The organism is Alteromonas sp. a30 (genome assembly GCF_026788005.1).
Lineage (GTDB): Bacteria > Pseudomonadota > Gammaproteobacteria > Enterobacterales > Alteromonadaceae > Paraneptunicella.
Genome location: NZ_JABEPE010000017.1, coordinates 14,239 through 40,150, shown reverse-complemented (window position 1 = coordinate 40,150; position 25,912 = coordinate 14,239). Strand labels below are relative to the sequence as shown.

Sequence of the window (25,912 nt, the reverse complement as noted above, 5' to 3'; positions counted from 1 at the left end):
GCTCAAAAAAATAGACCACCATAACTGTTCAATATAGCAGTAATTCAGGGGTTTACCTGATTATCGTGAAAGTTGAGAGGGCTGAACAAGGTCAACTCGAAAACTAAAAAAATTAAAATTTTTTAATACCAAATTTTTACTCTTAAACGAACAAGTTTGTATTAAGGTCACTGAGCTAAATTGCACCACATTCCGAGTCCAATTTTTTCGAATTTCCTTTAATTACTAACAAAAGTGTTAATTTTTTTATTGAAATTATGTTAATAATTTACGTAAATTTACCTTTTCGAGTATCGTGTTTCGAGTAAAATGCAACGAACAATGTATAAAATAATAAGGATACTGAATGGGCCACTATGATGTAGACGGCATATTTACACGTATGAGAGAAGCGTGTAGTGCTCAAAATGAGTCTCAACTAGCAAAATTCCTCGGCGTTCAATCAAGTACCATTGTGGCTTGGAAAAATGCGAAATTTCCGCCTTACAGAGCTTGCTATGAGTTGTATGAGAAAACGGGTGTAACAGTAGAGTGGTTAATTAACGGGAAAGATCCTCAGAAGTTTCCAGAAAAACCGAAAGTTAACGTTTTTAATTTGCCGTTAGACGACTTTATTGATGGCTACTTTGAAGCGTTAAAAAATACCAGCCATTTGGGTGCTATCAGTATCGATCAAAACGCTGATTACGCCCTGATTGAACATGCAGCAACGATTTTCTATAACAGCATGAATAATGACATTAATCTTGCAAGACAATCCGATAAAAAACCAATGCCCGGGCAGTACCTACATGCTGCTGAGTCGGATTTAGACTACAACACCAAGGAATAGAAAAGGGATAAACGAAAGATAAAACATGGTCTTTTTAGGCTTTCGCTTTCCCTCCACTTTCTAAGATGAATGATCAGGCCAAAGTCGACAACGCAACCAAAGGTAACGCTTTCAGGCTGGCCTAGATCGTATTTTCAAGCTTTCAATTAACTCAACGGCTTCGAAACCGCACGCTGTCCCCATCATAAAAAACTGGTTTACATTAGGTGTACCTAGGTTTTTCTCCCAGTTTTCGTAAGTTTTCCTTGTTTTGACTCCGGCGGCAGCGGCCATTTGCATTGTGGTTAATCCCGCAATGTTACGCATAGCTCTCAAATCATTTCCTACTATTCTTCTCATAAAGACCTCGAAAAATAAAACTTATAACTAAAAAATATTACTGCTTAATCTATGTGAGAAAGAGATACCTTTTCGAAAAGAGAATGCTGCCCTGTCCGTACTTGCATCTTGTTTCCACTTTTCTGCTCATCTCTTTTGGTGCAATTTACTGCCTTAAAGATTATCAATCAAGTAAAAAAATCGAAATATTTAACTTAAAAAGTTTAAATTATTAATTTATATTGTGGTTTTATGTTCGCAATTTAAAGGTTTTACCATTTCAACGTGAGGAGCGTAGAGTGAGAATTGAACAGGTGGAAGCGATTATTCAACGGATGTATCAAGTCTGTCAGGTGAACTGTGAAGCGCAACTTGCGCGTTTTCTTAATATTCAGTCGGCGAATATTTGTTCTTGGAAAACGGCGAAAAACTTGCCGTTAAAAGCCTGTTATGAAGTACATCAAAAAACCGGATGCAATTTGGAGTGGTTAATTGATGGTCATGCTTCAACTTTTGACGTCACCAATCTTGATACGGATGCCTTTCTAAACGCTTTCTACCGAGCCATTCAGGTGGGTGCACATATTGAATATCTTGGCGTGAATCGAGATATAGGTCGTCGTGAAATCAATCGCTTAGGGCTACTTATGTTAAAGCAGCTCTATCATTTAGAGGATGCATATTTAGATACGAAAAATTGCATGTTGAAGTAAGCTAAATACCTCTCGCTTTCGTAAAATACAAAACGCCAAAACAATTACCCACTTCAGTGTGCTTTTCAACGCAAAAGTCAGGTCATTATGAAATGGAAAACAGGCGTTGCGGGTCTTAGTCCGACTTGCAATTTAAACTCTCTTTTTTGTTTTTAACGTGATTTGTATTGTATGAGCACAAAAGTGAACGGAACGGTTGTCAATATTCTACCGGGTGAATCGGCGGTTGATCACGCGCCGAAAGTGAAGCTGTCTAATGGGTCGGAATGTATTCCTCAGCACTATTTGCGATATGCACATAGTCGTAAAACTGTGGAAGCGATTCTTGAAGATATATACTTCGACGAACGTTACCTTGTTTTTATTGGCGAGCAAACATTGATTAGCGCCAACAGCGCCGAGCAAGAACAGCTCTATATTCAAGTGGGTGTGATTGGCCCAGATAACTACCGTGCCGCCAAAGACAACAAGATTGTTTATGGGCGTAAATGGCGTGTAGAACCCGATTTACCCAGTTCTGAGATCATTCAAACGGTTTATTTAGCCATTCTTAAAACTCGCGAGCATGAAGTTCGTGAGAAATTAGTGCTTAACATTCAAGGGCGAACAAGTACCCCTTTTAATAATCATCATGATCTTCCGCTCATGGCTCAAAATGCTTGTTTGCTACAAGAAGAGGTGGATTGCCAATGCGATTCGTTACATGAGTTGCTAAATCAGCTTTCTTATGACGGCGCACACTTTGAATTGCTAAAACACGAGCAAGTGGACGATGCCTTGTGGCTTGTTAAGCTAAGGCTTTCTCCATCAGCACAAACCACGTTAGAAGAACTCGAAAACGGGCTAGACGTTAATCTGCTGCTTTCAGATACCGCTATTAATCACTTTTTGCATCGTTTAATGGAACAGTTATTGTTGATTTCCAACCGCTATGTGGCAGAGCATTTTGCCTACAAAGGGTTTGCACGATTCAGTGAGGATGTACAAGTGTTTGGTATTGCCAAATTGTCCTCAACCACAAGAGCATTAAAGGTGAGTAAAAACACAAAAGAGGCGCATCAGGAGCTACAATATGGTGTAGATGCCAATCGTCGGCCTCAGCTTCCTAACACGCATTATTCGCAGCGTTTACAAAGTGTTATCAATAAGTTCGAACCTTTGCTCGGGTTTAAACCTGAAATTGTGAAGAAATAGCGTAAGCGGATTACGTAAGCTATCAGATTGGCATCAAAACGAGGGGGAGTGTTTGATGCTTGGTAACGAGTTTAGGCTTTAGATGACGCTTGGCGCCAATGACCGATATGTTTCGCCACCTCAATACCAATGAACATTATGCCCGCAGCAATCATTAACAGTTGCCACCAAACAATATTCACATTGAGCGTATAGCGCAATAAAGCAAGTAATCCGAAATACGCGAAAATGGAATATTGCATCCATAAGCCTACCTGATGCCATTTTGATGCAGTGTTGGTCAGCGTTAATCGCGTCTGTTTCGATAAATACAAACTACCAATTGCAAACAACGCCACCATTATACCAACCACAATAAAAGACACCCACACCAGCAGTTCTGGCCAGCCAATAACCTGCGCTGATTTTGCAGGCCCCGACCAAAGTGCATCCCAGCTCACCGCCAAAATTAAGCCAAAAGAGACTAGAAATTGCCTGTCCTCTTTCTCCTCGCAATTGACTGGATGAGCATTTTTTGCCGATAGTTCACGTAGCTCCTGCCATAAAAAGTGCGTGATGAAGGCACTCGCAATCACACCAACGACCGGGGTGAGTATCGGTAACACCTGAATACTGAAGTAAGTGAGTAAGTAACCAATCATGGGGAATAACGTGTGCGTTAACGACACGCCAATCACCCAATATAAAATGGTGCGGGTGGTGTTCAATTGGTTAGCGCGCAAAAGCGTGGCAATGGCAACGTCTGTGCCAATGCCGATGCCCATCACTACACACCCAGAAATAAAATCAAAAACCGGCCAGTTCATAAGCTTACCTGCTACCTGCGCGTTGCTGCGGTTTATCGTGCCAGTTGAGGCGTAAATCCCATTTATAGCGATGATTTTCTTTTAGCGGTGCTTGGCTATCGTCAATTTTGGAAAGCACATTTTTGGCTTTGCTGATCGTGGCATCACGACCAAAAATAAAGCTCTGCTCTTTAACGATGGTCCAGTAGGCTTTGTTTAAGTCCAAGGCTCTGCGTGCAGAAGGCGCAATTAAATCGTACACGGTTTCTGCCTGTGCGACCTTTTCAACATTTACACTGCCATCGTGGTTGAACCATTTATCCAGCATTTCTTGGTTTTGACGGAACTCATCGCCGCCACCAACACGTTCAAAATAAGTTAAGAACTCGCCTTTTTCACCTACGATGTTAGGCACATCACGCATTTCTCTTAAGTTGATGTAACCCCAACCCTGTTCACCTTCGACTTTTCGAGCAAAGGAGAAAATTTGGTCGATGGTGCTCCCCACGGTTTTATGGCAACCGTTACAGAAGGCCAATTCTTGATGTTCTTGTTGGCGTAACTCGCCCTGTGCATCTTCGATGTAACCGTTAATGGTCCAGCCAAAACCGTTGTCGATTCCGCGCTCACCAAGGTAAACCGTTTTCGGCAAAGTCTCGGCGTCTTTTTCTTTGTATTCTTGCATGTAAGACACGCGCAACGTGGCCAATGAGGTGTCTTGGTGTTTTTTCATGTAACGCAGTTCTTTTAAGCGTGGAGCGTTGTAAATATCACCATTTTCATCCACGCCTATATAACGCACCGTGTGCAAAAATTCGGTTTCTTGTGGGTAAAGCATGTGTTTGAGTTCGATGTTATTGGCATCACCAACATAGGTGTTTTGGCGCACGATTTCTGAAACGGCGGTTTCAAGCTCGCCATTGGCGTTTAAATCACGACCAATGATTACTTCTGAAATAGCTGGAACCGAAATTCGGGAAACATCTTTAATCGCCATTTCCACTAAGGCTAAGTTGGCAAAGTACACGTCGAAAGAATACTTTCCTGCATGCTCACGAAAAGCTTTGGGTAAACGGATCATGGAATCGTCGGTAGAACCATTCGTGGGCCAAAACGTGCTCGGGAAAGGCTTGTAGTTGTAGCTCACCCAGTGGCTGCCATCTTTGGCTAAGCCGTTTTCGTCGAATGCCGTTTGTGGAAATGCCAAACCGTTTAAAGCAACGTAATTGCCTTTCCACTGTTTATGTTTTTCAAGCTTCGCAAGCAAAGGCGTGTAATTGTCTTCACGGATATATGCCTGCATTTCTGCGTCGCTGATGCTTTGGATCATTTTAGAGCGATCAATGAATAAGTTTTTCCAACTGTTGGTCATGCCCTCGTCGGAGAATTGATAGTCGCCTTGTAAATCGGCGTCCGACATCATATTGCTGCGTCCCGCACTGCGTGGATAACTTTGGTGACAGGCAAAACACGGATTATTCACACCATCGGTTTTGGTGTAGCACTGAGGCGGGATCACCGATTCAGGGTTGTATACTTCGTCATGTTGCAAATAAGCCGTTGCCGGAATGTGGCCTTCTGGATACAGAGCGGTTTGTGCTTCAGGAACGGAGGTAATAGAAGACGCTAAGGTCTGTTCAGATTGCTCATTACAGCCAAATAAAGCGGCTGTTACAAAGAAACCAAGTACGAATTGCGCTTTCATAGGGGACTCTACATCTCGACTAATCATTAACAGGAAAAGGAAGCCGAAGCTTCCTCGTCCGTAACAAGCATCAATGCTTATTTTTCAACAGGCTCATACATCCAAAGCGTGTTGTTTTCTTGGAAGCCATCTTCACCGATAACAATGCGTCCATCTTCCAGTACGATAACGTTGTCAGGCTGAGACAGTTGCTCTACATCACAGCGAGACGCGCCACTTAATGAGCTACGATATGTGGCACCCATAACCAACGGTTCAATGCGGCTGATGTTGTAGTTTTCGCCCAATTGCGCACGATAAACGCCGCCACAATCTTTAACGCGATCAGAAAGCTGCATATCGCCTTCATCGTCGATCATGGTGTTGTCGATGTCAGAAATACCGAAGTAGACCCATGCTTTTTGCACCAACTCGCCCGGAATAGTATCGATGCCTTCCACCGCCTCTTGTGCGCGTTTGGTGTTAATCGAGATCCCTTCAAGCTTGCGCCATTCAGCCGTAGCGCCTTTAGCTTTTGCTGCGGCACGAGACTCAAGGAATACCGCGCGGTTATCCATAGGCTCGCCTGCCGTGACCTTGCCGCCACCATTTGCAACGGTTGGGTAAGTTGCTGCGCCTGCTGCCCATGCTTCAACATCTGCAACCGTCATATAGCTTGTTTCGCCTTCAACATAGTCATCAGTACCGATGCCATTGAAGTCTGCAATCCATGCTTGAATCGTTGCGTTGTCACCGTGTGCCAGCTCAACCCACTCAACATCAAAACCAGTGGTAGCCGGGTCATCTACGCCAGCGTCTTGCGTAAGTTTTGCGCCGTACAATGTGCCTGCGGATAAGTCGTTAGCAACATCGGCAATGAACTTGAATAACACGCCACCGGTGTCGTCTTGCGATAAGTACACGGTGCGACCATCAGGCATTACCGTAGCGTTTTCGTGCTCATAACGGCCTAAAGTGAAATGCTTAACAGGAACAGGGGAGGCCGCGTCCGGTGCAGTCACTTCTACGATGTAACCGTAATCGTATGGGTTAGGTGAATCGGGAGCGGTTAATGACCACATATTGCTCAAACGCGTGGTTGAGTCGTTCACTTGAGCAGGATCGTTCCAGCTTGCGTCAGTTGTCGAGTTAACGGTTGACTCAACAATCCACTCTTCAGAAGAAAGTGGTGTGCCCCAAGGCGTAACAGAGCCAAAACAGTTTGCCGCAGTACCTTTAATGGGTGAGAAGTCGACCATCATGGCGTCGGTAATATTCCAAGTACCGTCAGCTTGCTTTTCGATGCTAAGACGGCTCATGCCACCCGGGTACATTTCCCAGTTAGTGAACAAATAACCTTTGCCTTCGCCCGCAGGAACATAGCCGTTGAAGTCTGGGTTTTGGTTTTCAAGAATAAGCGTGTCGCCAGCGAGGTTGTAAATATTACCTAAACCTTCTGCAAGCTTACCTTCGTAAGTGTCGCCTTGTTGACCGAGCACCTGATACTGGCCGTAAGCTGACATCACCGTTTGACGCTCAAAATCGCTTGAAGGAACGGGGGAGCTAATGAGCACTTCTGGTAGGTTGTGGAAGTTAATGCCTGCAAGCACGCCAACCGTGCCTTTATTGAAGACTTTGCCGTCTTCATCTTGCTCAATGTTAGAGCTAGCAGGATGTTGTACATTGAAGAACAAGTCACCTTCGCCCGTGATAAATGCCCCTGTCACTTCAGCACCCGTTGGAACGGTTGCTAAGCGAGTTAATATACCCACAGATTGCCCATCGACACCCGGTGTACCTGTTTGACCCGTTTCCCCTGTAGGGCCTTGTGCACCAGTAGGACCTTGTGTGCCAGCGGGACCTTGTGCACCGTCGTCACCTTCCAAAGAACAGCCAGCTAACACCATAGCGATAGATGTCGCTAATAACCCGGCTTTCATATTTCCAATAGACAATTTCATTAATCTAACCCTTTAATATGTTGCAATTGTTTCGTGGAGCTTTTTTATTAAATGTGCCCAAAGTTGAGCGTCAAAACGGGGCCAATTTTGGAATTCTTGTGTGACAGTTTTGTTTATTTAATGAGAAAGGATTATTAAGTTTTTATGTATTGCGAAAAATACTATTCCAAACATGTGAAAACGTAATTTGGCTTTTCCTATGATGCAATAAATAGATTTACAAAAGTGTTTGTACGAAGGTAACTTGTTGAAATGGTTAGTATCTTATGGGTTTTAATTAAAGAGGGGTTTTATATTTATAGAATGAGATAGAGCGAGGTAGGGAGGGCGTGAATTGAATTATTTAAGTGTTTGAAAAAATTATTTTCGAATCATGAAAATTAAAAGAAAAACAAACAATAAGAAATAATAATTCAGTATTTATTTGAAAGGGCACTGACCAAATGGTTAGAAAATTAGTGATTTGTAATAGTGCGGATAACCAAAATATTGGTTGCGGCTAAGGGGGCGCTTAATTTTCAATAGGTGATTAATCGTTTAAAACAGATATGTAGCTCAATTGTAGAAATTAACTATTATTTTCAATGTCGAAAGTCCTCCTAATTGTATCAAGCACGTTTTCTTGCTTGTCACTTTGCGCCAACAAAATCCCTTTTTTCCTATATACTTAGCAGAACTTGTCCTCAACAAATTGGTTTTTAATATGTCGAACAAGCCCGTATTTTCGGTTGCCCACTCACTTTATTTATCCTCGAAGTCAGCATTGTTATTAGCAATAGCGAGTCTGTTTTTTTCAACCACTCTGTGGGCCGAAGATGCCATTACCGATTGCGTGATGTCGCAGTTTGCCTCGGGAAAAGCCACTATGACGCTGGCTGAAATACGACTTTTATGCAAAAAAGACAGCACACTTAATGGTAAAGATGAAAAAGTCATTGCCCGCAAAGCACCAGATCACATCAAAACGTTAGGCCCTATTTCTCGTCGTTTGATTAAAGAAGAACACACCGCATACGAGCCTTTTGTAATTACGCCTCACAAAATGAACTACTTGCTGCCCGCGCTCACCACCAACGAAATTAACCGCGAAGCTTATTCAACGGTAGAGGGGTACCAAGAAAACTTGGCAGAAGTCGAAGCCAAATTTCAGCTCAGTTTAAAACTCCCCTTGCTACGCGACTCGCTGCTCATTGAAGGCGATGCCTTGTATGTGGGTTTTACCTTAGAAGCGTGGTGGCAAATCTATTCAGACAACATTTCCAAACCGTTCAGAGAAACCAACTATCGTCCCGAAATCTTTTATGCGGCGCCTTTAAACTGGCATCCCTTAGGGGGCAATACTGGTTTTGTGGTTGGCGTAGAGCATGAATCCAACGGCCGAGCACAGTATCTATCACGCAGTTGGAACCGTGTTTACGGGCATTTCTTGTTTGAAAAAGACAACTTCGCAATGACGGTAAGACCGTGGGCGCGCATCAATGAAGATGAAAAAGAATTTGAATTTGACCCCGATGGTGACGATAACCCCGACATCGAAGATTATCTTGGGCACTTTGAACTGGGTATGGTTTACGAGTGGGACGACTTAAAATTTAGCTTTATGGGCAGGCAAAATTTCGCTACTCATAATGGCGCAGTTGAACTCGGCTTTACCTTTCCTCTTTGGGGAACAGTTCGCGGCTATGCCACCGCATTTAGTGGTTACGGGGAGAGCCTTATCGACTACAACCACAAGCAAACACGGGTGGGTGTAGGCATTGCACTCAACGATATTTTCTAATCACCTATTTTTGATGACCGTTGCTGTCGTTAAAAAATTAAGGCGATAATTTTAGGCGGCCTGTTATATTGTTGCTTTGTATTGAAGTTGCCAAAAAATGGAGAGTTTCGAATGAGTGAAGTGCTATTACAATGTCAATGTAAAAAGGTTGAAGGCCGTATTTTGAACGTGAGCCCGAAAGATGGCACTCGCGTTAGTTGTTATTGCAAGGATTGCCAAGCCTTTGCTCAGGCGTTACACAAACAAGACTCAGTGCTGGATGAATTTGGTGGCACGGATATATATCAAGCCTCGCCCGCGCGGGTGAAAATTGAGAAAGGACAAGAGCATGTATCTTGTTTGCGCCTAACTGAACAGGGGTTATATCGCTGGTACGCGGGTTGCTGCAATACGCCAATTGCCAATACATTGTCGCCGGATAAGCCTTTCGTGGGCTTGATTCATTCGTTTATTGCGGATACAGATAAAGAGGCGAAATTGGGTCAGCCACAAGCGCGAGCGAATCTGCGCGGGGCGACTGCTCGCATTCCCGATTCAATGAAGTTGCCGCTTTCTGAGCGTCGTTATGTGTGGCGTATTTTGTCTCGTATTTTGTGGTGGAAGCTTTCTGGTCAAGGCAAGCCGAATCCGTTTTTTAAAGATGATAAGCCGGTGGTAGCGCCTAAAATTCTTGGATAGCGTTGCGTTTTGAGTTCGGTTGCAGGTAATTCAACAAGTCACCTGTAGAGAATTAGGAGTAAACCCTCAGCCGCAGGGAAGCGGCTGCGGAGCGTACATGGAAGTATTCACAGCGAGTTTGCGATAAATCGCTACCGGTGACTCTTAGCCCATTAGAACAGCGGCCTGAGTGGATAAACGCTGCCTGTTTCGCTTTCGCTTTCGTTTTTTGAGGATTGTTGGCGTGTCATTGGGCGTGAAATCCGGCCCAAAAGTCGTGAATGTATGTCGTAATATCATCTGCTAAAAGCGCGGGTTTAAGCCTAACTAATTGCTGCAAAAAACGCTCACTCAGTGTCGTTTGCACATTCTGCAATTGATCAAAAGACTTGCCGTTTAGCAGCAACTTCGTATCAAATCCAAGCAAATATGCGCCCATTCTAAATGGAGCAAAATCGAGCTTTTCGCCGGGTATCGAGTCCTCATAAAGCCTGTCCGAATGAATATCTTGGTATTGTTCCAGCAAGGTGAAGAAATCTGATGCATCTTTGTCGGTCGTCAAATGCCTATCGTTCCAAGCTATTAATTTTAACAATGCTAGTCCCGCTAACGATGCAACCCGAATAGGTGTTTCGTAGCCAATATCTACCGTTATTGAAGCATCAAAAGCCTCCTGAAACCCGGCAATGGATAACGTTACCCAATGCTCAGGCGGCCACGAAACATCAAAATTGTTATCGGCAATATGCCCAAACGGAATAATGTCGATGGGCAAGCCGCTCTCGTTATCGCGTAATCGTTGAATCTCTCGGGTTTCGCTTAAACCTGCACGAATCAGTGCGTATTTCATCTCATTAAATTCTTCCCACGAGGAAACATAAATAGCGGTATCAATATCCTGCGTGCGGCGTCCAGCATTTCGACCAAAAATATGATGAAGAATAATGTCTCTAGCCGTGGCTCCTGCAATAAAGAACGGTGTTTGCGTTGCATCGGCGGCGGTTTTTATAACGCGAATAACCTGTTCAAAGCCGATGTTGAGGGAATGCGTCAATGTGTAGGTAGTCATGATTAATTTGGCTCGCTATTTCATAGTTGCGACTATCGTTGGAAGCGATAAGTTCGGCCGCGCTTAACAGGGCTTTCGCATAAGGCGTTAGCTGTAAATCTTGTCCCCAAAAGGCCGGAACAAGCCAAAGGTTCCCTTGTGCATCAACCTTTGCCTTTAGCTGGTGGATAACCGCTTGAATGGGTTGAAAAGTAAACAATTGTAATTGTTCTGGCTGTAAGTTTTGCGTAAGTTGTGCGCCTGCCATTTCGCCGCCCCATACATCCAGTGGCGAAAGCGAGATCTCGTTTGGTGACTGATTTATAGACAACATCAGCCCTTTTAATTTAGGTCGTAACGTGGTCGAAAATTCACTTAACCACAAAGCCGCTAGCGTGTTTACGTTTGAAAACCCATATCGAGATTGGGTTCGATAAATATAACCTCCGCTTTCAAGAAAACTCATGGCCTTGCTCACCATGCCAAGGGAAATGTTCGCTAATTTGGCAAGCTTCCGATAGGAATACTGTAAGGCGCTGTTATCAACCAGCAGCACAAAAATTAGCTTTGCGGTTCCAAAAGTCAGCTTTTGTTTTACCAAATTAGGGGCGGCAGGTTTGAGTTTATTCCCCGAAATAAACAAGGTGAGATCGTGGCGAAACACACGCGCATTACCAGCTTCATCAATAAAGTTGATTTGGTGTTGTTCGGCAAAGTCAGCCAAGTGATCAGAGAGCTTATTGCAAATTAGCAAGGTGTTTTCGGCTGCATGAGTAAGCAGCACATTAAAAGAGGATGTGCGATGAATTTGTTTAACGGCAACATCGAAATACCATGTCTTTTTGCGCGATTTTAAGGATATTTTCTGGTCTCTAAAGGCGTTCGTAATAGGGCATTCTTCTAATATTTGAAAACGAAAGCTAGCAGGAAGTTGCGACAGTGCTTTAATGACAAAGTCACTTGTTTGTTGTGATGTTATGTCTGGCTTCATCTTAGGGTGTTCACATGCTTGAATTGTTCACGAATCATGAATTTATATTATTTGTGAACGATTGGGAAATCAACGGTTTTGTTGGTTGAAAAGAATTTAATAAATTACCGGTAGAGAATTAGGTGCAAACCCTCAGCCGCATGAAGTGGAGTGCAAACGCTGCCTGTTTTACTTTCTCAAAGTCGCTTTCGCATCGTGTTTTTCAAAGATAGCTCGCTCAGACTTTTCATCCTGAAAAGGTTGCTTTTCGAAAGTGAATTAGCCATCGTTTTTGGCGTTTGGTTGCCGGTAATCTCTATCGGTAAATCACTCCAAATTATGTATAAATAAACAGTATTTTGATATTCCTTTTTAGTCTGATCGTTGCCGTATTTTTGCTCTGTTCTTTGTTAATTAAGTGATATTATTTTGGCTATCTTGTTTCTGTTTATACGCACTTTATTTAGGAGCTTTAAGCTGCTTTACATGCGCAATTTTATGCTTTTAGAAGATATATACTTGTTCTGTAAAAAGGCGTGGTTTTGTTGTTGGAAGTGATTCTAAAAGGCAGGAAAATCAAAAGAAAAAGCGGATAACACAAACGTAAACACAAACACAAACGCAATCGAATGAGCGCCAATCTGGGGTGCCACCAACACCCCGAGACTGGCTAATCACATAACCTAATATGGAGGTCATATGACTGTTGAGTATGTTACACACACTAATTCGGCAAATACACAGGGAAATGCAAACAACGTAGCGGATATTTCCATGTCGTTAGATGCCGTGCGCATCGAGCATATTGCGCTGGGGGAAGAAGGCTTGCATTTGGATGCGAAAACCTTAAAACAATTTGGCGTTGAGCCATTTATGCAGCTCACCATTGTGATGCATAATGGCGAGGTGATGATTACCGCCAACCCGCAAAAACAAGCACTCATTCATAGCGCGGAAGAACTGCAATATCGGCAAGATGAAACCCGACAAAATCATAACCCCGCCATTGCAGCGTTATTGTCGTTAGCGGCGTCGATTAACCTATTTCAGCGCAAGCGCGGCTGAACAACGTAAACCGCGTTAATACAAAAAGCCTCGGGTAAAATGACGAGGCTCTCTTTATTTAAATGCGGTATAGCGGTTGCGCCTTCTTAATAATGCCCAAATAAAAAACCTTCCTTTAAAGTCTTGTTTACAGGGCAAGCTCGCGGTTAGTATTAGTGCAAATGCCTTTGGCCTTCAAGTGTTAACGCTTGTGTGCTTTTCAACAATGAAGCTAACGAATACCACACAACAAAACAGCACCAAAATGCAAAACAAAACTAGCCTACGCATCAATTTATTTTCGGAGTGTAACGGATTTTGCCTGAATTAACGCCAATAGAAATTCCAAAAGGTAGGTTGCTGACTAAAGAGGATTTGCCTTCCCAAGCGCAACTTGAGCTGCTGTGGGAAGAGAAGGGCAAAGAGGCGTTAGTCATGTACGCGTGGCGCAATAGCTTGCGCGCGTTACCTTTTATCACCCAGCACGTTGGTTTAAAGCGTATTTGGAAAAAGGATACAACAAAGCATATTGGTGCAGTAATACGCGCTAACGTTTTGCTAAGCCTTATTTTGCGCGAAAAACAGCATGAATATGTTGTTTTTCGCGCCGCCGCCGCCGCCGCCGCCGCCGCCGCCGCCAGAGCCGCCGCCTACGCCGACGCCGCCTACGCCGCCTACGCCAGAGCCGCCGCCTACGCCGCCGCCGCCGCCGCCTACGCCGCCGCCGCCGCCGCCGCCTACGCCGCCGCCTACGACGACGCCGCCTACGCCGCCGCCTACGCCGCCGCCTACGCCGCCGCCTACGACGACGCCGCCGCCTACGCCTACGCCGCCGCCTACGACGCCAACGCCGCCGGCGCCGCCAGAGCCAGAGCCGCCGCCTACGGCGCCGCAAGATCACATATTTATGTAAGCGCCATTGTTGATTTTAATTGTTTAGTGAACGGCGACAGTGTTAATTCCGTATTTTCCAAGCCGCTTTGGCACAATGTTGAAGCATCCGCTCAAATTGAGGCAGACCACATTAAAGCAGTTCAAAACAAGTTCTTAGCCGAACTAAAAGCTATCGGTCTTGGCTTTTTAGGCAAGGATATTGAAGCGCTGTGGCGCAGAGAGCAAGTGGATGAGGAACGATTAGCGCATTATGCCGATACCAGCGTTGGTGAGGATATTTGGGGTAACGCCAAGGCGTTACAGCGTTTTTTTACTGATGGTGAAAAAGTAGAAAATAATGCGGTTAGGGTTATGCTAGTTGGCCCCGGCGGTGCGGGTAAAACTTCGTTAAGGGACCTTATTTTACAGCGAAAAACCAACCCCATTAAACAGGCTACACGCGGTGTTGAACATCACAATCATCAGGCGGTGAAACTAGCGCAGCACAACAGCGCGATTAACTTGATAGACGATAAAATAGCAAAAAAAGCGCGAAATTTAGATTTGTATTTGTGGGATTTTGGCGGGCAGAGTATTTTTCATAATTTGCATCGTGGTTTTTTCCGCAAAGAAAACTGCGTGTATGTGCTGGTGGTGGATAGCCGTCACGAACAAGCGCCGGATGAATGGTTAGCGCAAATTGAAATGCTCATTGGCGAGCATATTCGTCGGTCACAAACGGCATTGAATCGTGATAACGAACCACTTAGCAGCGAATTCGTTAACCAACAAAGCGGCGGTTCCCTGTATCCAGAAACCAATTTAGTGCCTGTGCTTATTGTGACCAACAGCTACGAAGGCATTCATCGCAAACAAAACCAAAGCCGATTACTACGAGAATATCGAGGCTTGTTACAGGAGCAAAACTTTTTTGAATTCCCCTGTATAGATGCCGACAACAAAAACTTCGATGCCTTTATGGCGCGGTTGTTAACGCTGGCATCGGATACCAAAAGCATTTCCAAATTATCGGCAAAGGCCATTAGAAGCCTTGAAGGATTGTTGAAAGATAAGACATTTGTTGGTCGCAAACCGTTTCAGAAAAAGCTTCAAAATCAAGGCTTTGATGTTAAAGAATGGGAAACGATTAAAACTAGCCTTAGTGATTTAGGGCGGCTGGTTGCCGTGGGTAACGACCAATTTTGCCTCGATCCCGGTTGGATTGTGGATGTCGCCTACACTGTCATCAACCACGAACAAATTCAAAATGAAAATGGTTTGATGGCAAAAGAAGCCTTGTTAGATCTTCTCGAAGCCGTAATTGCTGAGCAATTTGTTAAGGAAGATACGGATTATTCCAAGGAAGCAGGGTTGGTTCTGAATTTCCTAGAGGAACAACACGCTACCATTAAACTAGCCGAAGCCGAAAATCCTTATTACTTCTTCCCCGATGCTGCAAAATCCGATGAGCCAGACGGGTTAGTCGAACTTCTTCAAACTCACAAAACCCAAGTAGAAAGTCACAATGCGAAGCACGCCAATGACGCAAAAAACGCGAGTTTGCACCCGTTAACCGTGGAATATCAATTCGCGACCTTGCCGTTAGGTTTTCGCACAAAATTTGTGGTGGCGATTCATCAATCAAGGCAGTTTGCATTGCAACTTCCCGATAATGTGTGGCGCGATGGCTTGCGCGCTAAATACGTTACCCAACAAAGCCAACAAAGCCAACAAAGCCAACAAAGCCAACAAACCCAACATAGCAGCGTGGATATTTGGATTGACTACCAACTGGCAAAACAACACATCAGCATCCGCTTTTTCAACTATCACGATCCAGAACAACTCACTGCGCCAATAACCGCACTGCATAGAATTATTGAGGCATTTAAAGTGGTTGCCGTGCCGATTTTAACCAATGGTCACGCGGGATTAGGGCCTGAAAAAACCGCGCGGTTATTTAGCGATATTCAAGGCTTTAAACAACTAGATGAAGTAAAGCAAAATGGCCTACCGAAAGGGCTAGCGATAACTGTTAATACAGAGGTTAACAACGATATGAGTACAAAAGATTCATATAACAATAATACCAATTCTCAAATAGTCACTGGGAAAAACGCCTCAGCTACCGCCAAAGGCTCTTTCAACCAAACTTCTGAAGAAGACTATAAGCAACTGATTTTGGAAGCGCTGGCATTAGCAAAGAAAGAGCACCAGCAACATGCCGCACACGTCGATAAAATTGAAAACGCGGTACATTACAATGCCAGTGAGGTTGTTAATGATCTTGAAAGTGGTCAACTGACTAAACTGCTCAAACTTGTTTGGGAGCGAGCAAAGGATGTTAAAGATGCCGCCGAGTTGTATGCGTTAACCAGCTCTGCTTTTTTAATGTTGCCCTAGATTATTTTCAAGTTACCGGCAGAGAATTAAGCGCAAACCCTCAGCCGCAAGGAAGTGGAGTGTAAACGCCGCCTGCTTCACTTACTCAAAGGCGCTTGCGCATCGTGTTTTTCAAAGATAGCGCGCTCAGGATTTTTCGAAAGTGAATCAGCCACCGTTTTTGGCGTTTGGGCAGTGTGTAAACGCCGCCTGCTTCACTTACTCAAAGGCGCTTGCGCATCGTGTTTTTCAAAGATAGCGCGCTTAGGATTTTTCGAAAGTGAAGCAGCCATCGTTTTTGGCGTTTGGCTGATCTTGAAATTCACCAATAATTCAACAAGTTAACGGTAGAGAATTAAGCGCAAACCCTCAGCCGCAGGGAAGCGGCCCTTGAATCTACATGTGCAGCGTACAAGGAAGTATTCACAGCGAGTTTGCGATAAATCTCTACCGGTAACTCATAGCCTAATTCGCTGCAAAATAACGGGTAAAGATCTGATTCAAACGCTCAAGCACCAACTTCTGCTCATGCTCCAAGAAAAAGTGCCCACCGGGGAACATGCTCAAATTCATCTCAGGCACAAAATGCTGCTGCCACGCGAGCAAACGATCCTTATCCACCCCCGAATCCTCAACGCCACCAAACACCGTTAAAGGCACATCCAACTGCACATCCCCTTCAAAACGATACGATTCCGACAACGTAAATTCCGCTCGTAACAAAGGCAAAAACAACTCCATTAGCTCCGCGTTTTGCAATAACACTTCTGGCGTGCCTTCTAGATCGCGCAAACGCTCAATAAAAGCATCATCAGAAAGGCCCGTCGTTAATTTATCTAAATCAGGGATTTGCACCGCGCGGCTGCCAGAAGCAATAAAATGTTTCGGTAACGGTAAATCACGTTCAACGCAAGCTAATAGCACTTCAAACGCCACGCGCGCGCCCATGCTGTGACCAAATAACATATACGGCTTATCCAACACGCTTGGAAAATGCTGCATCAATGCATCGACTAAATCTTGCATATTATCGAAAGCGGGCTCAGATAAACGGTTTGCTCGGCCCGGCGGTTGAATCGCGACCACCTCAACATTGTTGTACAAGGTATCGCTCCATTGCCCAAAGGTGTTGGCATTGCCGCCAGCATAGGGAAAGCAAATTAGACGCAATTGTGCCTGTGGGCGCGGTTTCGAAACAACAAACCAATTATTCGACATCAAAATCTCCCTGTTGGCGTACTATTCAGTAATGCCTAACAAATTAAACACAAAGGCATAAGAGCGGGCGAGGGTTTTGTACGGACCAAAACGTCCGGCCTCGCCATAATGGCCCGCATGCATATTCACCGACAGCAAAATAGGGTTGTTACTGGTGGAATATTCTCGCAGTTTTGCCGCCCATTTACAGGGTTCATAATATTGCACTTGTGAGTCGTGCAACCCTGTTGTTATCAACATATTGGGGTACGGTTTGGCACTTACGTTATCGTAGGGGGAATAACTCAGCATGTAATCCAGTGCGTTCGGATCGTTAGGGTCGCCCCATTCATTATACTCGTTAGTGGTTAACGGAATGCTGGAGTCGGTAATGGTCGTAACCACATCCACAAAAGGCACGTGAGCAATGACTCCTTTAAAAAGTGTTGGCGCTAGATTAACGCAAGCGCCCACTAACAAACCACCGGCGCTCGCCCCCTCGGCAAACAGTTTTTCGGCATTGACGTAGTGTTGCTCAACTAACGCTTGGGTCACGTCAATGAAATCGTGGAAGCTGTTCATTTTCTTCATCAGCTTGCCATCTTCGTACCAGTGTTGCCCCAACATGCTGCCACCGCGAATGTGAGCAATGGCGTGAACAAAGCCTCTATCCAATAACGACAAACGATCGGGTCGGAAAATGGGGTCGCTGGTGGAACCATAGGCCCCATAGCCGCTAATCAGAAGCGGATTGGAGCCATCTTTATTGAACAAACTTTGTTTGTAAACCAAGGAAACCGGCACTTCTACGCCATCACGCACACGAATATGCAAGCGCTCGCAGGTGTAATTGTCAGGATGAAAATCCCCAAAAATTTGCTCTTGCTGTTTTAAGGTTTTTTCGCCGCTGGCTAAATCAATGTCGTACACCGTAAACGGAGTGGTCAAGCTGGTGTACATCAGGCGTACAAAGTGATTGTTTACGTCGTAGTTGTCCTGCAACCACACCACGTAATCTTGCTCGTCAAATTCGATGGCAGTGAATTGTTGGCTTTCCAACGATAGCACCCGAACGCGTGTGCGCCCATTGTCGCGTTCGTGAAGCACTAAATAGCCGTTCAGCACGGTAAAATCTTGAATAAATACCGTATCTGAAGGTTGAGTAAGTGCTTGCCATTGTGTTTGGTCGTGATGCTCACTTACTGCCACTTTCATCATTCTAAAATTAGGCGCGTTCCAATTAGTGCGAATGTAAAATTCATCGCCTAAACGCTGAAAACTGTATTCATGATGTGGCGCTAAAGCGATAAAGGGCTTTACCTCTGCGCTTGGTTCGTCCGCCGATAAAATAGAGCAGCCTTTGGTGATGGTGCTGTGATGGGTGATGACAAGGGTGGAATTGTCGCGGGTTTTGCTTAAAAACGTGGTGAAGGATTTGTCTTGCTCTTGGTATACCACGCAATCTTCCGATTGTGGTGTGCCCAGAGTATGGCGCATCACTTTGTAGGCTAATAGCGTTTGTGGATCGCGCTGAATATAAAACAAGGTTTTGTTGTCGTTTGCCCACTCAACATCGCCGTTTGTGCCGGTAATGGCGTCGTCAACCACTTCACCCGTTTCAATATTTTTAACGCGAATGTTAAAGGTGTTACGCCCAACCACATCTTCCGAAAACGCCACCATTTCTTCGTTTGGGCTGATTTTCCAATGAGCACAGCGAAAATAATCTTTGTTTTCGGCTTCGGCATTTTCATCTAAGACCACTTGTTCGCTTTCGGCATTTTCACTGGTTTTACGATAGTGAACCTGAAAGTTTTTACCGGTTACGTACCGTGAAATGTACCAATATTGGCCACGTTTAAACGGAACAGATGCTTCGTCGGTTTGAAAGCGTTGAATGAATTCTTGGAAGAGAATATCTTGAAAACTTTCGGTTTTAGCAAGCACACTTTCCATGTATTTATTTTCGTTTTCTAAATGAGCTAAAACGACCTCGTCCTGACGTTCATCATCTCGCATCCAGTAATAGTTATCCACTCTTGTTTTTCCACCAAACTCAAGTGCATAGGGGCGTTTTTCTACTGCTGGTGCTTTAGTCATTTTCATGTCCCATTGTTAATAAATTGCCATTTTTACGTTGTTGTAAAATACGTAGCTAAAAAACATTAATATCGTTAATTATCATTAATTTATTTGATCTAGAACGGGTTTTACAAGCAGCTAAGTTGCTAAGCTCAAAAATTACCTTTAAGGCAACTAAAGTTCTCTCTATGGTTGACAAATTTAGACACACAGTGTTTGATATGTGTGGGTATCATTTTTTGTCCTCAGGGTATTATAGGCTCCAGAAATTTGAAATAGCAATGACCTGAAATAGTCTGTTTTTTCTTATCTTATAGCTGCCAGATTATGATTTAACTATATGATTTAATGAAATATAAATTAAATTTTTTGTGTTTTTGATGTTTTATTTTGAATAGTTAAGAACATCAATATGGTTTTAGTTGTAGCTAGATCGTTTATCGAAAAAGAGCTGCGTAAATTGATTTAGATTGTAGGAAAACCCCATGCAAACTAACGTAAAAGAAAGTGTGTTGTATCCCGAGAAACAGTTTCCTGTCGTGTTCGAAGCAGAAACGGACAATTTCGATTTTCAAGAATGGGTAGCCACTAACCGCGAATACATTCGGGACAAGGTATTAAAGCATGGGTCGGTGTTGTTCAAAAATTTTGGTATCGATTCAATGGCTAAGTTTGAAGCATTGGCTTCAACAATCAGTCCAGATTTATACAGCGGATATGGCGACTTACCGCAGCGTTCGAATAGCAAAAAGCTCTATAACGCTACGCCTTATACCGCTTCACTTACCATTCACTATCACAACGAAGCGGCACACACTACCAAGTGGCCGTTAAAACAATTTTTTTATTGCATTAAGCCTGCTGAAGAAGGCGGTGAGTTAAGTGTGTCCGATGGGCGCTTAGTGCTGCAACATCTACCGGAAGACATTATTGAGCAATTTGCGACTAAACGCTTGAAATATGTGCGTAATTTCATTCCTTATATGGATGTGCGTTGGCAAGACTTTTATAAAACCGAAGACAAAGCCGAAGTGGAAGCCTTCTGCCGTGAAAATGATGTGGAATTTCATTGGGACGGCGATGTACTGCAAACGGTGCAATATGGCCCTGCGGTGGTATATCACCCAGACACCAAAGAACGTATTTGGTTTAATCAGGTGCAATTGCATCACCCAAGCATGTTAGCCGAGCGCGTTTATAACGGCTTGCATGCAATGCTAGGCTCCGAAGAGAAATTTCCGCGTTATGTGTGTTTTGGTGATGGTACGCCTATCTCACGCGAAACCATGGATCTAGTTGGCAAAGCGTTAGAGGCAGGGTCGGTAAACATTTTAGGTAAATCCGGCGATGTGATTTTCAACGACAACATGTTGGTGGCGCATTGTCGTTTGCCGTACAAAGGCGACCGAGAAGTGTGCGTAGCTTTGGGTGAAACCATGAGAGAAGCGGACCTCGAAACGCCTGCATCAGCCTAAGCGAAGTAAGTATGAGTCAGGTTTCTCATTCAAATGCGGGCTCGAGCGCGAGCCGTTCCCCAACGTCGTTTTACGCTCAGCCCATTGCCAATGATATATGTGTATCGGCAATGGGGATTACTTCGGCGATTGGTCAGGGTAAATCATCGTTTTTGTCGGCGCTGTTAAAGGCTGAACATGCCTTTGGGTACATGCAGCGAGCAGGCCGAGCCTTACCTGATGAGCTCATGGCAGAGGGTGAAACAGGCTTTATTGGGGCGGAAGTTACGCAGTTAATGATGCCGGAAAGTGTGCCCAAAAAGAGCCTTCGCAATATCTCGTTAACGGGTCAAATGGCGCTCGCTACGCTAGATGAAGCGTGGCAAGAAGCTAAATTAGCCGATGTCGATCCGCGCCGAGTTGGGCTTATTATTGGCGGTTCGAATGTCCAACAGCGTAGCTTGCTGGAAATGCAGCAAAAATACGCCACTAAACCCAAATTTATTAAACCCACACATGCCATGACTTTTATGGACAGTGACCTGTGTGGTTTATGCACCGAGCACTTTGGTATTCGTGGTTTCGCTTACACCTTGGGTAGTGCTTCTGCCAGTGGGCAAGTCGCGGTAATTCAAGCGGTGAATGCGGTGATGTCGGGGCAAGTAGACGCATGCATTGCCATTGGGGCGATGATGGATTTGTCGTACTTGGAATGCCAAGGTTTTCGCACCATTGGCGCAATGGGGTCAGACAAATTCGCCGATGCACCAGAATTAGCTGCCAGAACCTTCGATAAAGACCGAAACGGCTTCATTTTTGGAGAAGGTTGCGCCGCCATTGTGATTGAACGCGCCGAACATGCACAACAACGCCAAATCTCCCCTTATGCACGAGTAAGAGGCATGGGCCTTGGGTTGGACGCAAACCGTAATCCAGATCCTTCCCTAGAAGGCGAAAAGTACGTGATCCAACAATCCTTAAACCAAGCGGGTATTGCCGCAAGCGAAGTGGATTACGTTAACCCCCACGGCACAGGTTCCACCATTGGCGACGAAATAGAAATTCAGGCATTACAACAATGTGGTTTGCAACATGCTTATGTTAACGCCACTAAATCCATTACAGGGCACGGCCTTACCGCCGCAGGAGCAGTGGAAATAGCCGCAACATTATTACAAATGCAAGCAGGACAACTGCATCCGTGCCGCAATTTAGACAACCCCATTGCCGACATGAACTGGGTGCGCACTCAAGCGGTGCCGCATCAAAGCAATATTGCGTTGAGTATGAGCATGGGATTTGGCGGCATTAGCAGCGCTATGTGCTTCGAGCGTTGGGGTCCGTAGTCATTTGGCTTGATGGAGCGCCAAGGGTTGAAGTTCCCTTTGCGATTTAGCAAGAGGAATCAGCGACCAAGTTAATGCACAAAAGAACGCAAAAAAGAACGGCAAAAAGAACAAGAATATCCGTATTAATCCTCTGCATAGCAGATGACGTTTCAGGAGTAACACAATGAAAGCATACGTATTTCCGGGGCAAGGCGCGCAAGCAAAAGGCATGGGGGCCAACTTATTCGATGAATTTCCAGAACTGACTAACAAAGCGGATTGCATTTTAGGCTACTCCATCAAAGAGTTATGTGTTGAAGATCCACTGGAACAACTTGGCGACACCAAATTCACTCAGCCCGCGTTATATGTGGTAAACGCCTTATCTTATTTCAAAGAAATTCAAAGCAGTGGTGTTAAACCTGATTTTGTAGCCGGTCACAGTTTAGGGGAATATAACGCCTTATTAGCGGCAGAAGCGTTCAGTTTTGAAACGGGCCTAATGCTAGTGAAAAAACGCGGCGACTTAATGAGTCAGGCGCGAGGTGGCGGCATGGCAGCCATCGTCAATTCAAGCAAAGAAGAAATCGAAGCGGCGCTCAAAGAAAATGGTTTGAACAATGTGCAAATTGCCAACTTCAATTCGCCTAAGCAAATCGTTATTTCAGGTATGAAAGAAGAAGTTGAGAAATTCCAGCCGATTATTCAGCAAGGACGCACAATTTTTGTCGCCTTGAAAACCAGCGGAGCCTTTCATTCACGCTTTATGCAAGATGCGAGCGAGAAGTTTAACACCTTTTTACAAGGCTTTATTTTCGCGAACCTCAACACACCGGTTATCTCCAATGTTACGGCAATGCCCTACAAAAACGGTGAAATAGTGGACAACCTTTCACAGCAAATTACCCACTCTGTGCGCTGGACCGACAGCGTGGACTACATGATGCAGCAAGGCGTAACCGACTTTGTTGAGCTGGGTAATGGCAACGTGTTAACCAAGTTATTACGCGATATTAAAAAGGCGAAGTAACGCGCGTATGTTGGCGTCTTCAAGTAACGGCAGTTTGCCCATCGTGTTCATGTTCTCTGGGCAGGGCTCCCAGAGCTATCACATGGCGAAAGACATGATGCAGGACATTCCCGAGTTTCAGGAAACCATGCAGCAGATTGATGCGCTCATTCAAGCCAGTGGTCGACCTTCGTTACTTGAAAAACTCTACGATCCGGCGGTTAATGCTCGTGAGCCGTTTAACGATATTCGCTACAGTCACCCCGCCATATTTATGGTGGAATACGCTTTGGCAACCGCGCTGCGTGAAAACGGCATCGAGCCAGATATTGTGGTTGGCGCAAGTTTAGGTGAGGTAGCTGCTGCCGCTGTTGCAGGCGTATTACCTTTAGAAAGCGCTTTGCAATTAGTCATACAGCAAGGAGAGTTTCTGTATCAAGCGAGCATACCGGGAACCCTTATTGCGGTGCTTGCAGAACCGGAGATGCAACAGCGTTGCGATATTTTGCGACAGCACAGTGAAGTCGCGGCAATCAATTTACACAACAACTTTTTGCTAGCCGTAACAGAGGCCAATATTCCTCTAGTTGAGTCGAGGTTGAAACAAAGTGGGGAAACCTTCTTACGCTTGCCTGTGAGCATTCCTTTTCACTCCTCGGCTATTGAGCCGCTTCAGCAGCAAAGCACTGTCTTGCTGAACCAATACACTTATTCTTCACCCAACATAACACTGCATTCCTGTGCAACCAGTTTGCCGGTAACACGGTTTGATTCGCAGCATTTGTGGCAAGTTTTCAGGCAGCCAATCAATTTAAATCAAACGGTTTCGCATTTAGAAAATTCAGGGAATTATCGTTACATTGATGTTGGCCCAAACGGCACGTTCAGCAATTTAATTAAATATAACCAAGCGTATTCAGGAAAATCAGAAATTTTTCCAATTCTCTCTCCGTTTGGGAAAGATCTACAAAATTGGGAAACCCTTCTTTTTACTTTTGATTATGCATAATTAATTTATTTACCACCGTTAATTGATCGTTTAATTCATCAAAACTTGCCTAAACTTTTTATGCAAAATAAATCGGTTGAGATAAAAAAGAGTCTCATCTTTTATAAATTCATGATTTAGAAAGAAATGAGAATTTAATTGGGGTCAAAGGTGGGTATTAATATACTCTTTAAGAGTTTAAAAGATATCAAAAAATGTCAAAAGTTATACTTTTTTTATTGACATAGTATCAACTTCATTCGTAAGCTAGGCCAGTAATTTGACCGTAATGCGTTGCAAATTTTAATTTGAAGCTGTCGGTGGATATAAAAGTGTTTCGGTTTTTGCTTCAACTTGTTGTCTTCAATTTCTCAAGCTAGAGGTGGTTAAGTATGGGTATTGCAAGTAAGTTATGTTTGCCAAGAGTATTGGAAATTGAATCTCCTTACCGTTCTCCAAAAGAAGAAAGTAAAGATAAAAGAGAAATTTGGTTAGACACAAATGAACTGCAAAATTCATTTAACGGATTAACCATTGATAGTTCCGAATATAATCTCTATCCAGAATTTCAAGACTTCAGATTACGCCAAGCTTACGCCGATTTTTGTAATAACCATATTAACGCTGATCAAGTGGCGATTGTGCGTGGTGCGGATGAAGCAATTGAAATGGTGATCCGCGCATTTTGCGTTCCCGGCGAAGATGCCGTGGTGGATATGCCACCCACTTATGCCATGTACCGTTTGACTGCTGAAATGTACGGCGTGGATGTGGTGACAGTTCCTCGCTTGAGTTCTTATGCCATTGATTTGCAAAAACTGGCGAAATTAACCCCTGCTAAAGTGATTTTCTTGTGTTCGCCGAATAACCCCACGGGAAATCGCACTAGCCGCGAAGAGTTAATTTCGCTTTTAGAGCACACCAAAGACACCTCGCTCGTTGTGGTTGACGAAGCCTACATTGAATTTTGCCCAGAAAGCACTTGTGTTGACCTTATCGAACAATATCCAAATTTAGTGGTTATTCGCACCCTTTCCAAAGCCTTTGGCCTAGCGGCTGTGCGTTGCGGTTTTATCCTTGCCAGCGAAGAAGTCATTGACATCATTTATCGCGTTATGGCGCCTTATCCGGTGCCAGAACCCGTTACCCAAGTCTCGCGTCAATCCCTATCAGAAGAAGGGCTGGAGCGCATGCAAAGCAACGTGAAAGGCATTGAGCTTGCGAAGCGAAACTTTATTGAGGCCATCAAAGACTTAGCCTGTGTACGCAGCATTATTTCCGGTTATAGCAACTTTTTATTAGTGGAATTTCAAGACGAAAGCGTGGATTTGTCCGTGCTGGAAGACAACCTCATTTACATTCGAGAAGTGGCGTTAGGTCACGGTATTACGCCGATGCACCGCCGTATTTCGATTGGAACAGATGAACAAATGCAGAAAATTGCACAATGTTTGAGTGCGGTTGATGCCCGTTTTGTCGCACAAAAAGCGGCTGAACCAAAACAACAAGAAAAGCAGAAAAATAAAGCTGCTCATTTGGCAACGGCGTAGCCCTAGCTGTTAGTCATTATTGCTATTCATAAAAACTAAAAAATGCTGTAACAGGCAAACAGG

General features: G+C 44.3%; 20 protein-coding genes. 12 read left to right on the top strand and 8 right to left on the bottom strand.

Going from position 1 to position 25,912, the window contains the following annotated elements; all coding sequences use genetic code 11:
* Positions 1-346 precede the first annotated feature (346 nt).
* Positions 347-832 (top strand): helix-turn-helix domain-containing protein, encoded by a 486-nt coding sequence (locus tag HJG39_RS15215; protein ID WP_268410298.1) that lies wholly within the window; start codon positions 347-349, stop codon positions 830-832.
* Between the two features lie 111 nt (positions 833-943).
* Here the strand turns inward: HJG39_RS15215 and HJG39_RS15210 are convergent, their stop codons facing one another.
* Positions 944-1,171 (bottom strand): helix-turn-helix transcriptional regulator, encoded by a 228-nt coding sequence (locus HJG39_RS15210; RefSeq protein ID WP_268410296.1) that lies wholly within the window; start codon positions 1,169-1,171, stop codon positions 944-946.
* Between the two features lie 278 nt (positions 1,172-1,449).
* Here HJG39_RS15210 and HJG39_RS15205 point away from each other — a divergent pair, with 278 nt between their 5' ends.
* A complete protein-coding gene (locus HJG39_RS15205) occupies positions 1,450-1,863 on the top strand; it encodes a helix-turn-helix domain-containing protein (protein WP_268410294.1) in 414 nt (137 codons plus the stop codon).
* A gap of 171 nt (positions 1,864-2,034) precedes the next feature.
* A complete protein-coding gene (locus HJG39_RS15200) occupies positions 2,035-3,057 on the top strand; it encodes a hypothetical protein (RefSeq protein ID WP_268410292.1) in 1,023 nt (340 codons plus the stop codon).
* Between the two features lie 71 nt (positions 3,058-3,128).
* On the opposite strand, the gene HJG39_RS15195 is transcribed toward HJG39_RS15200, so the two are convergent.
* From HJG39_RS15195 to HJG39_RS15185, 3 genes are all read right to left on the bottom strand, one after another.
* Complete coding sequence (locus HJG39_RS15195) at positions 3,129-3,863, bottom strand: hypothetical protein (RefSeq protein WP_268410290.1); 735 nt, start codon at positions 3,861-3,863, stop codon at positions 3,129-3,131.
* A gap of 4 nt (positions 3,864-3,867) precedes the next feature.
* Positions 3,868-5,547, bottom strand: a complete 1,680-nt coding sequence (locus HJG39_RS15190; protein WP_268410288.1) for a hypothetical protein — start codon at positions 5,545-5,547, stop codon at positions 3,868-3,870.
* A 77-nt stretch (positions 5,548-5,624) separates the two neighbouring features.
* Positions 5,625-7,466 carry an alkaline phosphatase PhoX gene (locus tag HJG39_RS15185; RefSeq protein WP_442781032.1) on the bottom strand — a complete coding sequence of 614 codons (1,842 nt, stop codon included), beginning with the start codon at positions 7,464-7,466 and terminating at the stop codon, positions 5,625-5,627.
* A 724-nt stretch (positions 7,467-8,190) separates the two neighbouring features.
* Between HJG39_RS15185 and HJG39_RS15180 the strand changes: the two genes are divergently transcribed.
* Positions 8,191-9,267, top strand: a complete 1,077-nt coding sequence (locus tag HJG39_RS15180) for a phospholipase A (RefSeq protein ID WP_268410284.1) — start codon at positions 8,191-8,193, stop codon at positions 9,265-9,267.
* A gap of 111 nt (positions 9,268-9,378) precedes the next feature.
* Positions 9,379-9,945 carry a DUF6151 family protein gene (locus HJG39_RS15175; RefSeq protein ID WP_268410282.1) on the top strand — a complete coding sequence of 189 codons (567 nt, stop codon included), beginning with the start codon at positions 9,379-9,381 and terminating at the stop codon, positions 9,943-9,945.
* Positions 9,946-10,171: 226 nt separating this feature from the next.
* Here HJG39_RS15175 and HJG39_RS15170 read toward each other — a convergent pair whose 3' ends face one another.
* Positions 10,172-10,993: a nucleotidyl transferase AbiEii/AbiGii toxin family protein gene (locus HJG39_RS15170; protein ID WP_268410280.1), complete on the bottom strand. Its 822-nt coding sequence runs from the start codon at positions 10,991-10,993 to the stop codon at positions 10,172-10,174.
* Positions 10,950-11,963, bottom strand: coding sequence for a type IV toxin-antitoxin system AbiEi family antitoxin (locus HJG39_RS15165; RefSeq protein ID WP_268410278.1), 1,014 nt, complete (start codon positions 11,961-11,963; stop codon positions 10,950-10,952). Before HJG39_RS15165 ends, HJG39_RS15170 begins: the two co-directional genes overlap by 44 nt.
* Positions 11,964-12,641: 678 nt before the next feature.
* On the opposite strand from HJG39_RS15165, the gene HJG39_RS15160 reads away from it, so the two are divergent.
* Positions 12,642-13,007, top strand: a complete 366-nt coding sequence (locus HJG39_RS15160) for a hypothetical protein (protein ID WP_268410276.1) — start codon at positions 12,642-12,644, stop codon at positions 13,005-13,007.
* A 297-nt stretch (positions 13,008-13,304) separates the two neighbouring features.
* Positions 13,305-16,262, top strand: coding sequence for a COR domain-containing protein (locus HJG39_RS15155; protein ID WP_268410274.1), 2,958 nt, complete (start codon positions 13,305-13,307; stop codon positions 16,260-16,262).
* Between the two features lie 444 nt (positions 16,263-16,706).
* Here the strand turns inward: HJG39_RS15155 and HJG39_RS15150 are convergent, their stop codons facing one another.
* Together HJG39_RS15150 and HJG39_RS15145 are read right to left on the bottom strand one after the other, a co-directional pair.
* A complete protein-coding gene (locus HJG39_RS15150; protein ID WP_268410272.1) occupies positions 16,707-17,459 on the bottom strand; it encodes a thioesterase II family protein in 753 nt (250 codons plus the stop codon).
* A gap of 21 nt (positions 17,460-17,480) precedes the next feature.
* Positions 17,481-19,538 carry a S9 family peptidase gene (locus tag HJG39_RS15145; RefSeq protein WP_268410270.1) on the bottom strand — a complete coding sequence of 686 codons (2,058 nt, stop codon included), beginning with the start codon at positions 19,536-19,538 and terminating at the stop codon, positions 17,481-17,483.
* Between the two features lie 467 nt (positions 19,539-20,005).
* On the opposite strand from HJG39_RS15145, the gene HJG39_RS15140 reads away from it, so the two are divergent.
* The 5 genes from HJG39_RS15140 (at position 20,006) to hisC (ending at position 25,849) form a co-directional block, all read left to right on the top strand.
* Positions 20,006-20,995: a TauD/TfdA family dioxygenase gene (locus tag HJG39_RS15140; RefSeq protein ID WP_268410269.1), complete on the top strand. Its 990-nt coding sequence runs from the start codon at positions 20,006-20,008 to the stop codon at positions 20,993-20,995.
* Positions 20,996-21,006: 11 nt separating this feature from the next.
* The gene (locus HJG39_RS15135) at positions 21,007-22,320 is read left to right on the top strand and encodes a beta-ketoacyl synthase N-terminal-like domain-containing protein (RefSeq protein ID WP_268410267.1); all 1,314 of its coding nucleotides are present in this window, start codon (positions 21,007-21,009) and stop codon (positions 22,318-22,320) included.
* Between the two features lie 166 nt (positions 22,321-22,486).
* The gene (fabD, locus tag HJG39_RS15130) at positions 22,487-23,332 is read left to right on the top strand and encodes an ACP S-malonyltransferase (RefSeq protein ID WP_268410265.1); all 846 of its coding nucleotides are present in this window, start codon (positions 22,487-22,489) and stop codon (positions 23,330-23,332) included.
* A 7-nt stretch (positions 23,333-23,339) separates the two neighbouring features.
* Positions 23,340-24,320, top strand: coding sequence for an acyltransferase domain-containing protein (locus HJG39_RS15125; protein ID WP_268410263.1), 981 nt, complete (start codon positions 23,340-23,342; stop codon positions 24,318-24,320).
* 371 nt (positions 24,321-24,691) lie between these two features.
* On the top strand, positions 24,692-25,849 hold the full coding sequence (hisC, locus tag HJG39_RS15120) for a histidinol-phosphate transaminase (RefSeq protein ID WP_268410261.1): 1,158 nt from the start codon (positions 24,692-24,694) through the stop codon (positions 25,847-25,849).
* Positions 25,850-25,912: the final 63 nt, after the last annotated feature.

What these genes read in the sequence shown, in the direction of transcription:
- HJG39_RS15215 (WP_268410298.1), top strand. Translation starts at nt 347, where the DNA reads ATGGGCCACTATGATGTAGACGGCATATTTACACGTATGAGAGAAGCG.
- HJG39_RS15210 (WP_268410296.1), bottom strand. Translation starts at nt 1,171, where the DNA reads ATGAGAAGAATAGTAGGAAATGATTTGAGAGCTATGCGTAACATTGCG.
- HJG39_RS15200 (WP_268410292.1), top strand. Translation starts at nt 2,035, where the DNA reads ATGAGCACAAAAGTGAACGGAACGGTTGTCAATATTCTACCGGGTGAA.
- HJG39_RS15195 (WP_268410290.1), bottom strand. Translation starts at nt 3,863, where the DNA reads ATGAACTGGCCGGTTTTTGATTTTATTTCTGGGTGTGTAGTGATGGGC.
- HJG39_RS15190 (WP_268410288.1), bottom strand. Translation starts at nt 5,547, where the DNA reads ATGAAAGCGCAATTCGTACTTGGTTTCTTTGTAACAGCCGCTTTATTT.
- HJG39_RS15185 (WP_442781032.1), bottom strand. Translation starts at nt 7,466, where the DNA reads ATGAAAGCCGGGTTATTAGCGACATCTATCGCTATGGTGTTAGCTGGC.
- HJG39_RS15180 (WP_268410284.1), top strand. Translation starts at nt 8,191, where the DNA reads ATGTCGAACAAGCCCGTATTTTCGGTTGCCCACTCACTTTATTTATCC.
- HJG39_RS15175 (WP_268410282.1), top strand. Translation starts at nt 9,379, where the DNA reads ATGAGTGAAGTGCTATTACAATGTCAATGTAAAAAGGTTGAAGGCCGT.
- HJG39_RS15170 (WP_268410280.1), bottom strand. Translation starts at nt 10,993, where the DNA reads ATGACTACCTACACATTGACGCATTCCCTCAACATCGGCTTTGAACAG.
- HJG39_RS15165 (WP_268410278.1), bottom strand. Translation starts at nt 11,963, where the DNA reads ATGAAGCCAGACATAACATCACAACAAACAAGTGACTTTGTCATTAAA.
- HJG39_RS15160 (WP_268410276.1), top strand. Translation starts at nt 12,642, where the DNA reads ATGACTGTTGAGTATGTTACACACACTAATTCGGCAAATACACAGGGA.
- HJG39_RS15150 (WP_268410272.1), bottom strand. Translation starts at nt 17,459, where the DNA reads ATGTCGAATAATTGGTTTGTTGTTTCGAAACCGCGCCCACAGGCACAA.
- HJG39_RS15145 (WP_268410270.1), bottom strand. Translation starts at nt 19,538, where the DNA reads ATGACTAAAGCACCAGCAGTAGAAAAACGCCCCTATGCACTTGAGTTT.
- HJG39_RS15140 (WP_268410269.1), top strand. Translation starts at nt 20,006, where the DNA reads ATGCAAACTAACGTAAAAGAAAGTGTGTTGTATCCCGAGAAACAGTTT.
- HJG39_RS15135 (WP_268410267.1), top strand. Translation starts at nt 21,007, where the DNA reads ATGAGTCAGGTTTCTCATTCAAATGCGGGCTCGAGCGCGAGCCGTTCC.
- fabD (WP_268410265.1), top strand. Translation starts at nt 22,487, where the DNA reads ATGAAAGCATACGTATTTCCGGGGCAAGGCGCGCAAGCAAAAGGCATG.
- HJG39_RS15125 (WP_268410263.1), top strand. Translation starts at nt 23,340, where the DNA reads ATGTTGGCGTCTTCAAGTAACGGCAGTTTGCCCATCGTGTTCATGTTC.
- hisC (WP_268410261.1), top strand. Translation starts at nt 24,692, where the DNA reads ATGGGTATTGCAAGTAAGTTATGTTTGCCAAGAGTATTGGAAATTGAA.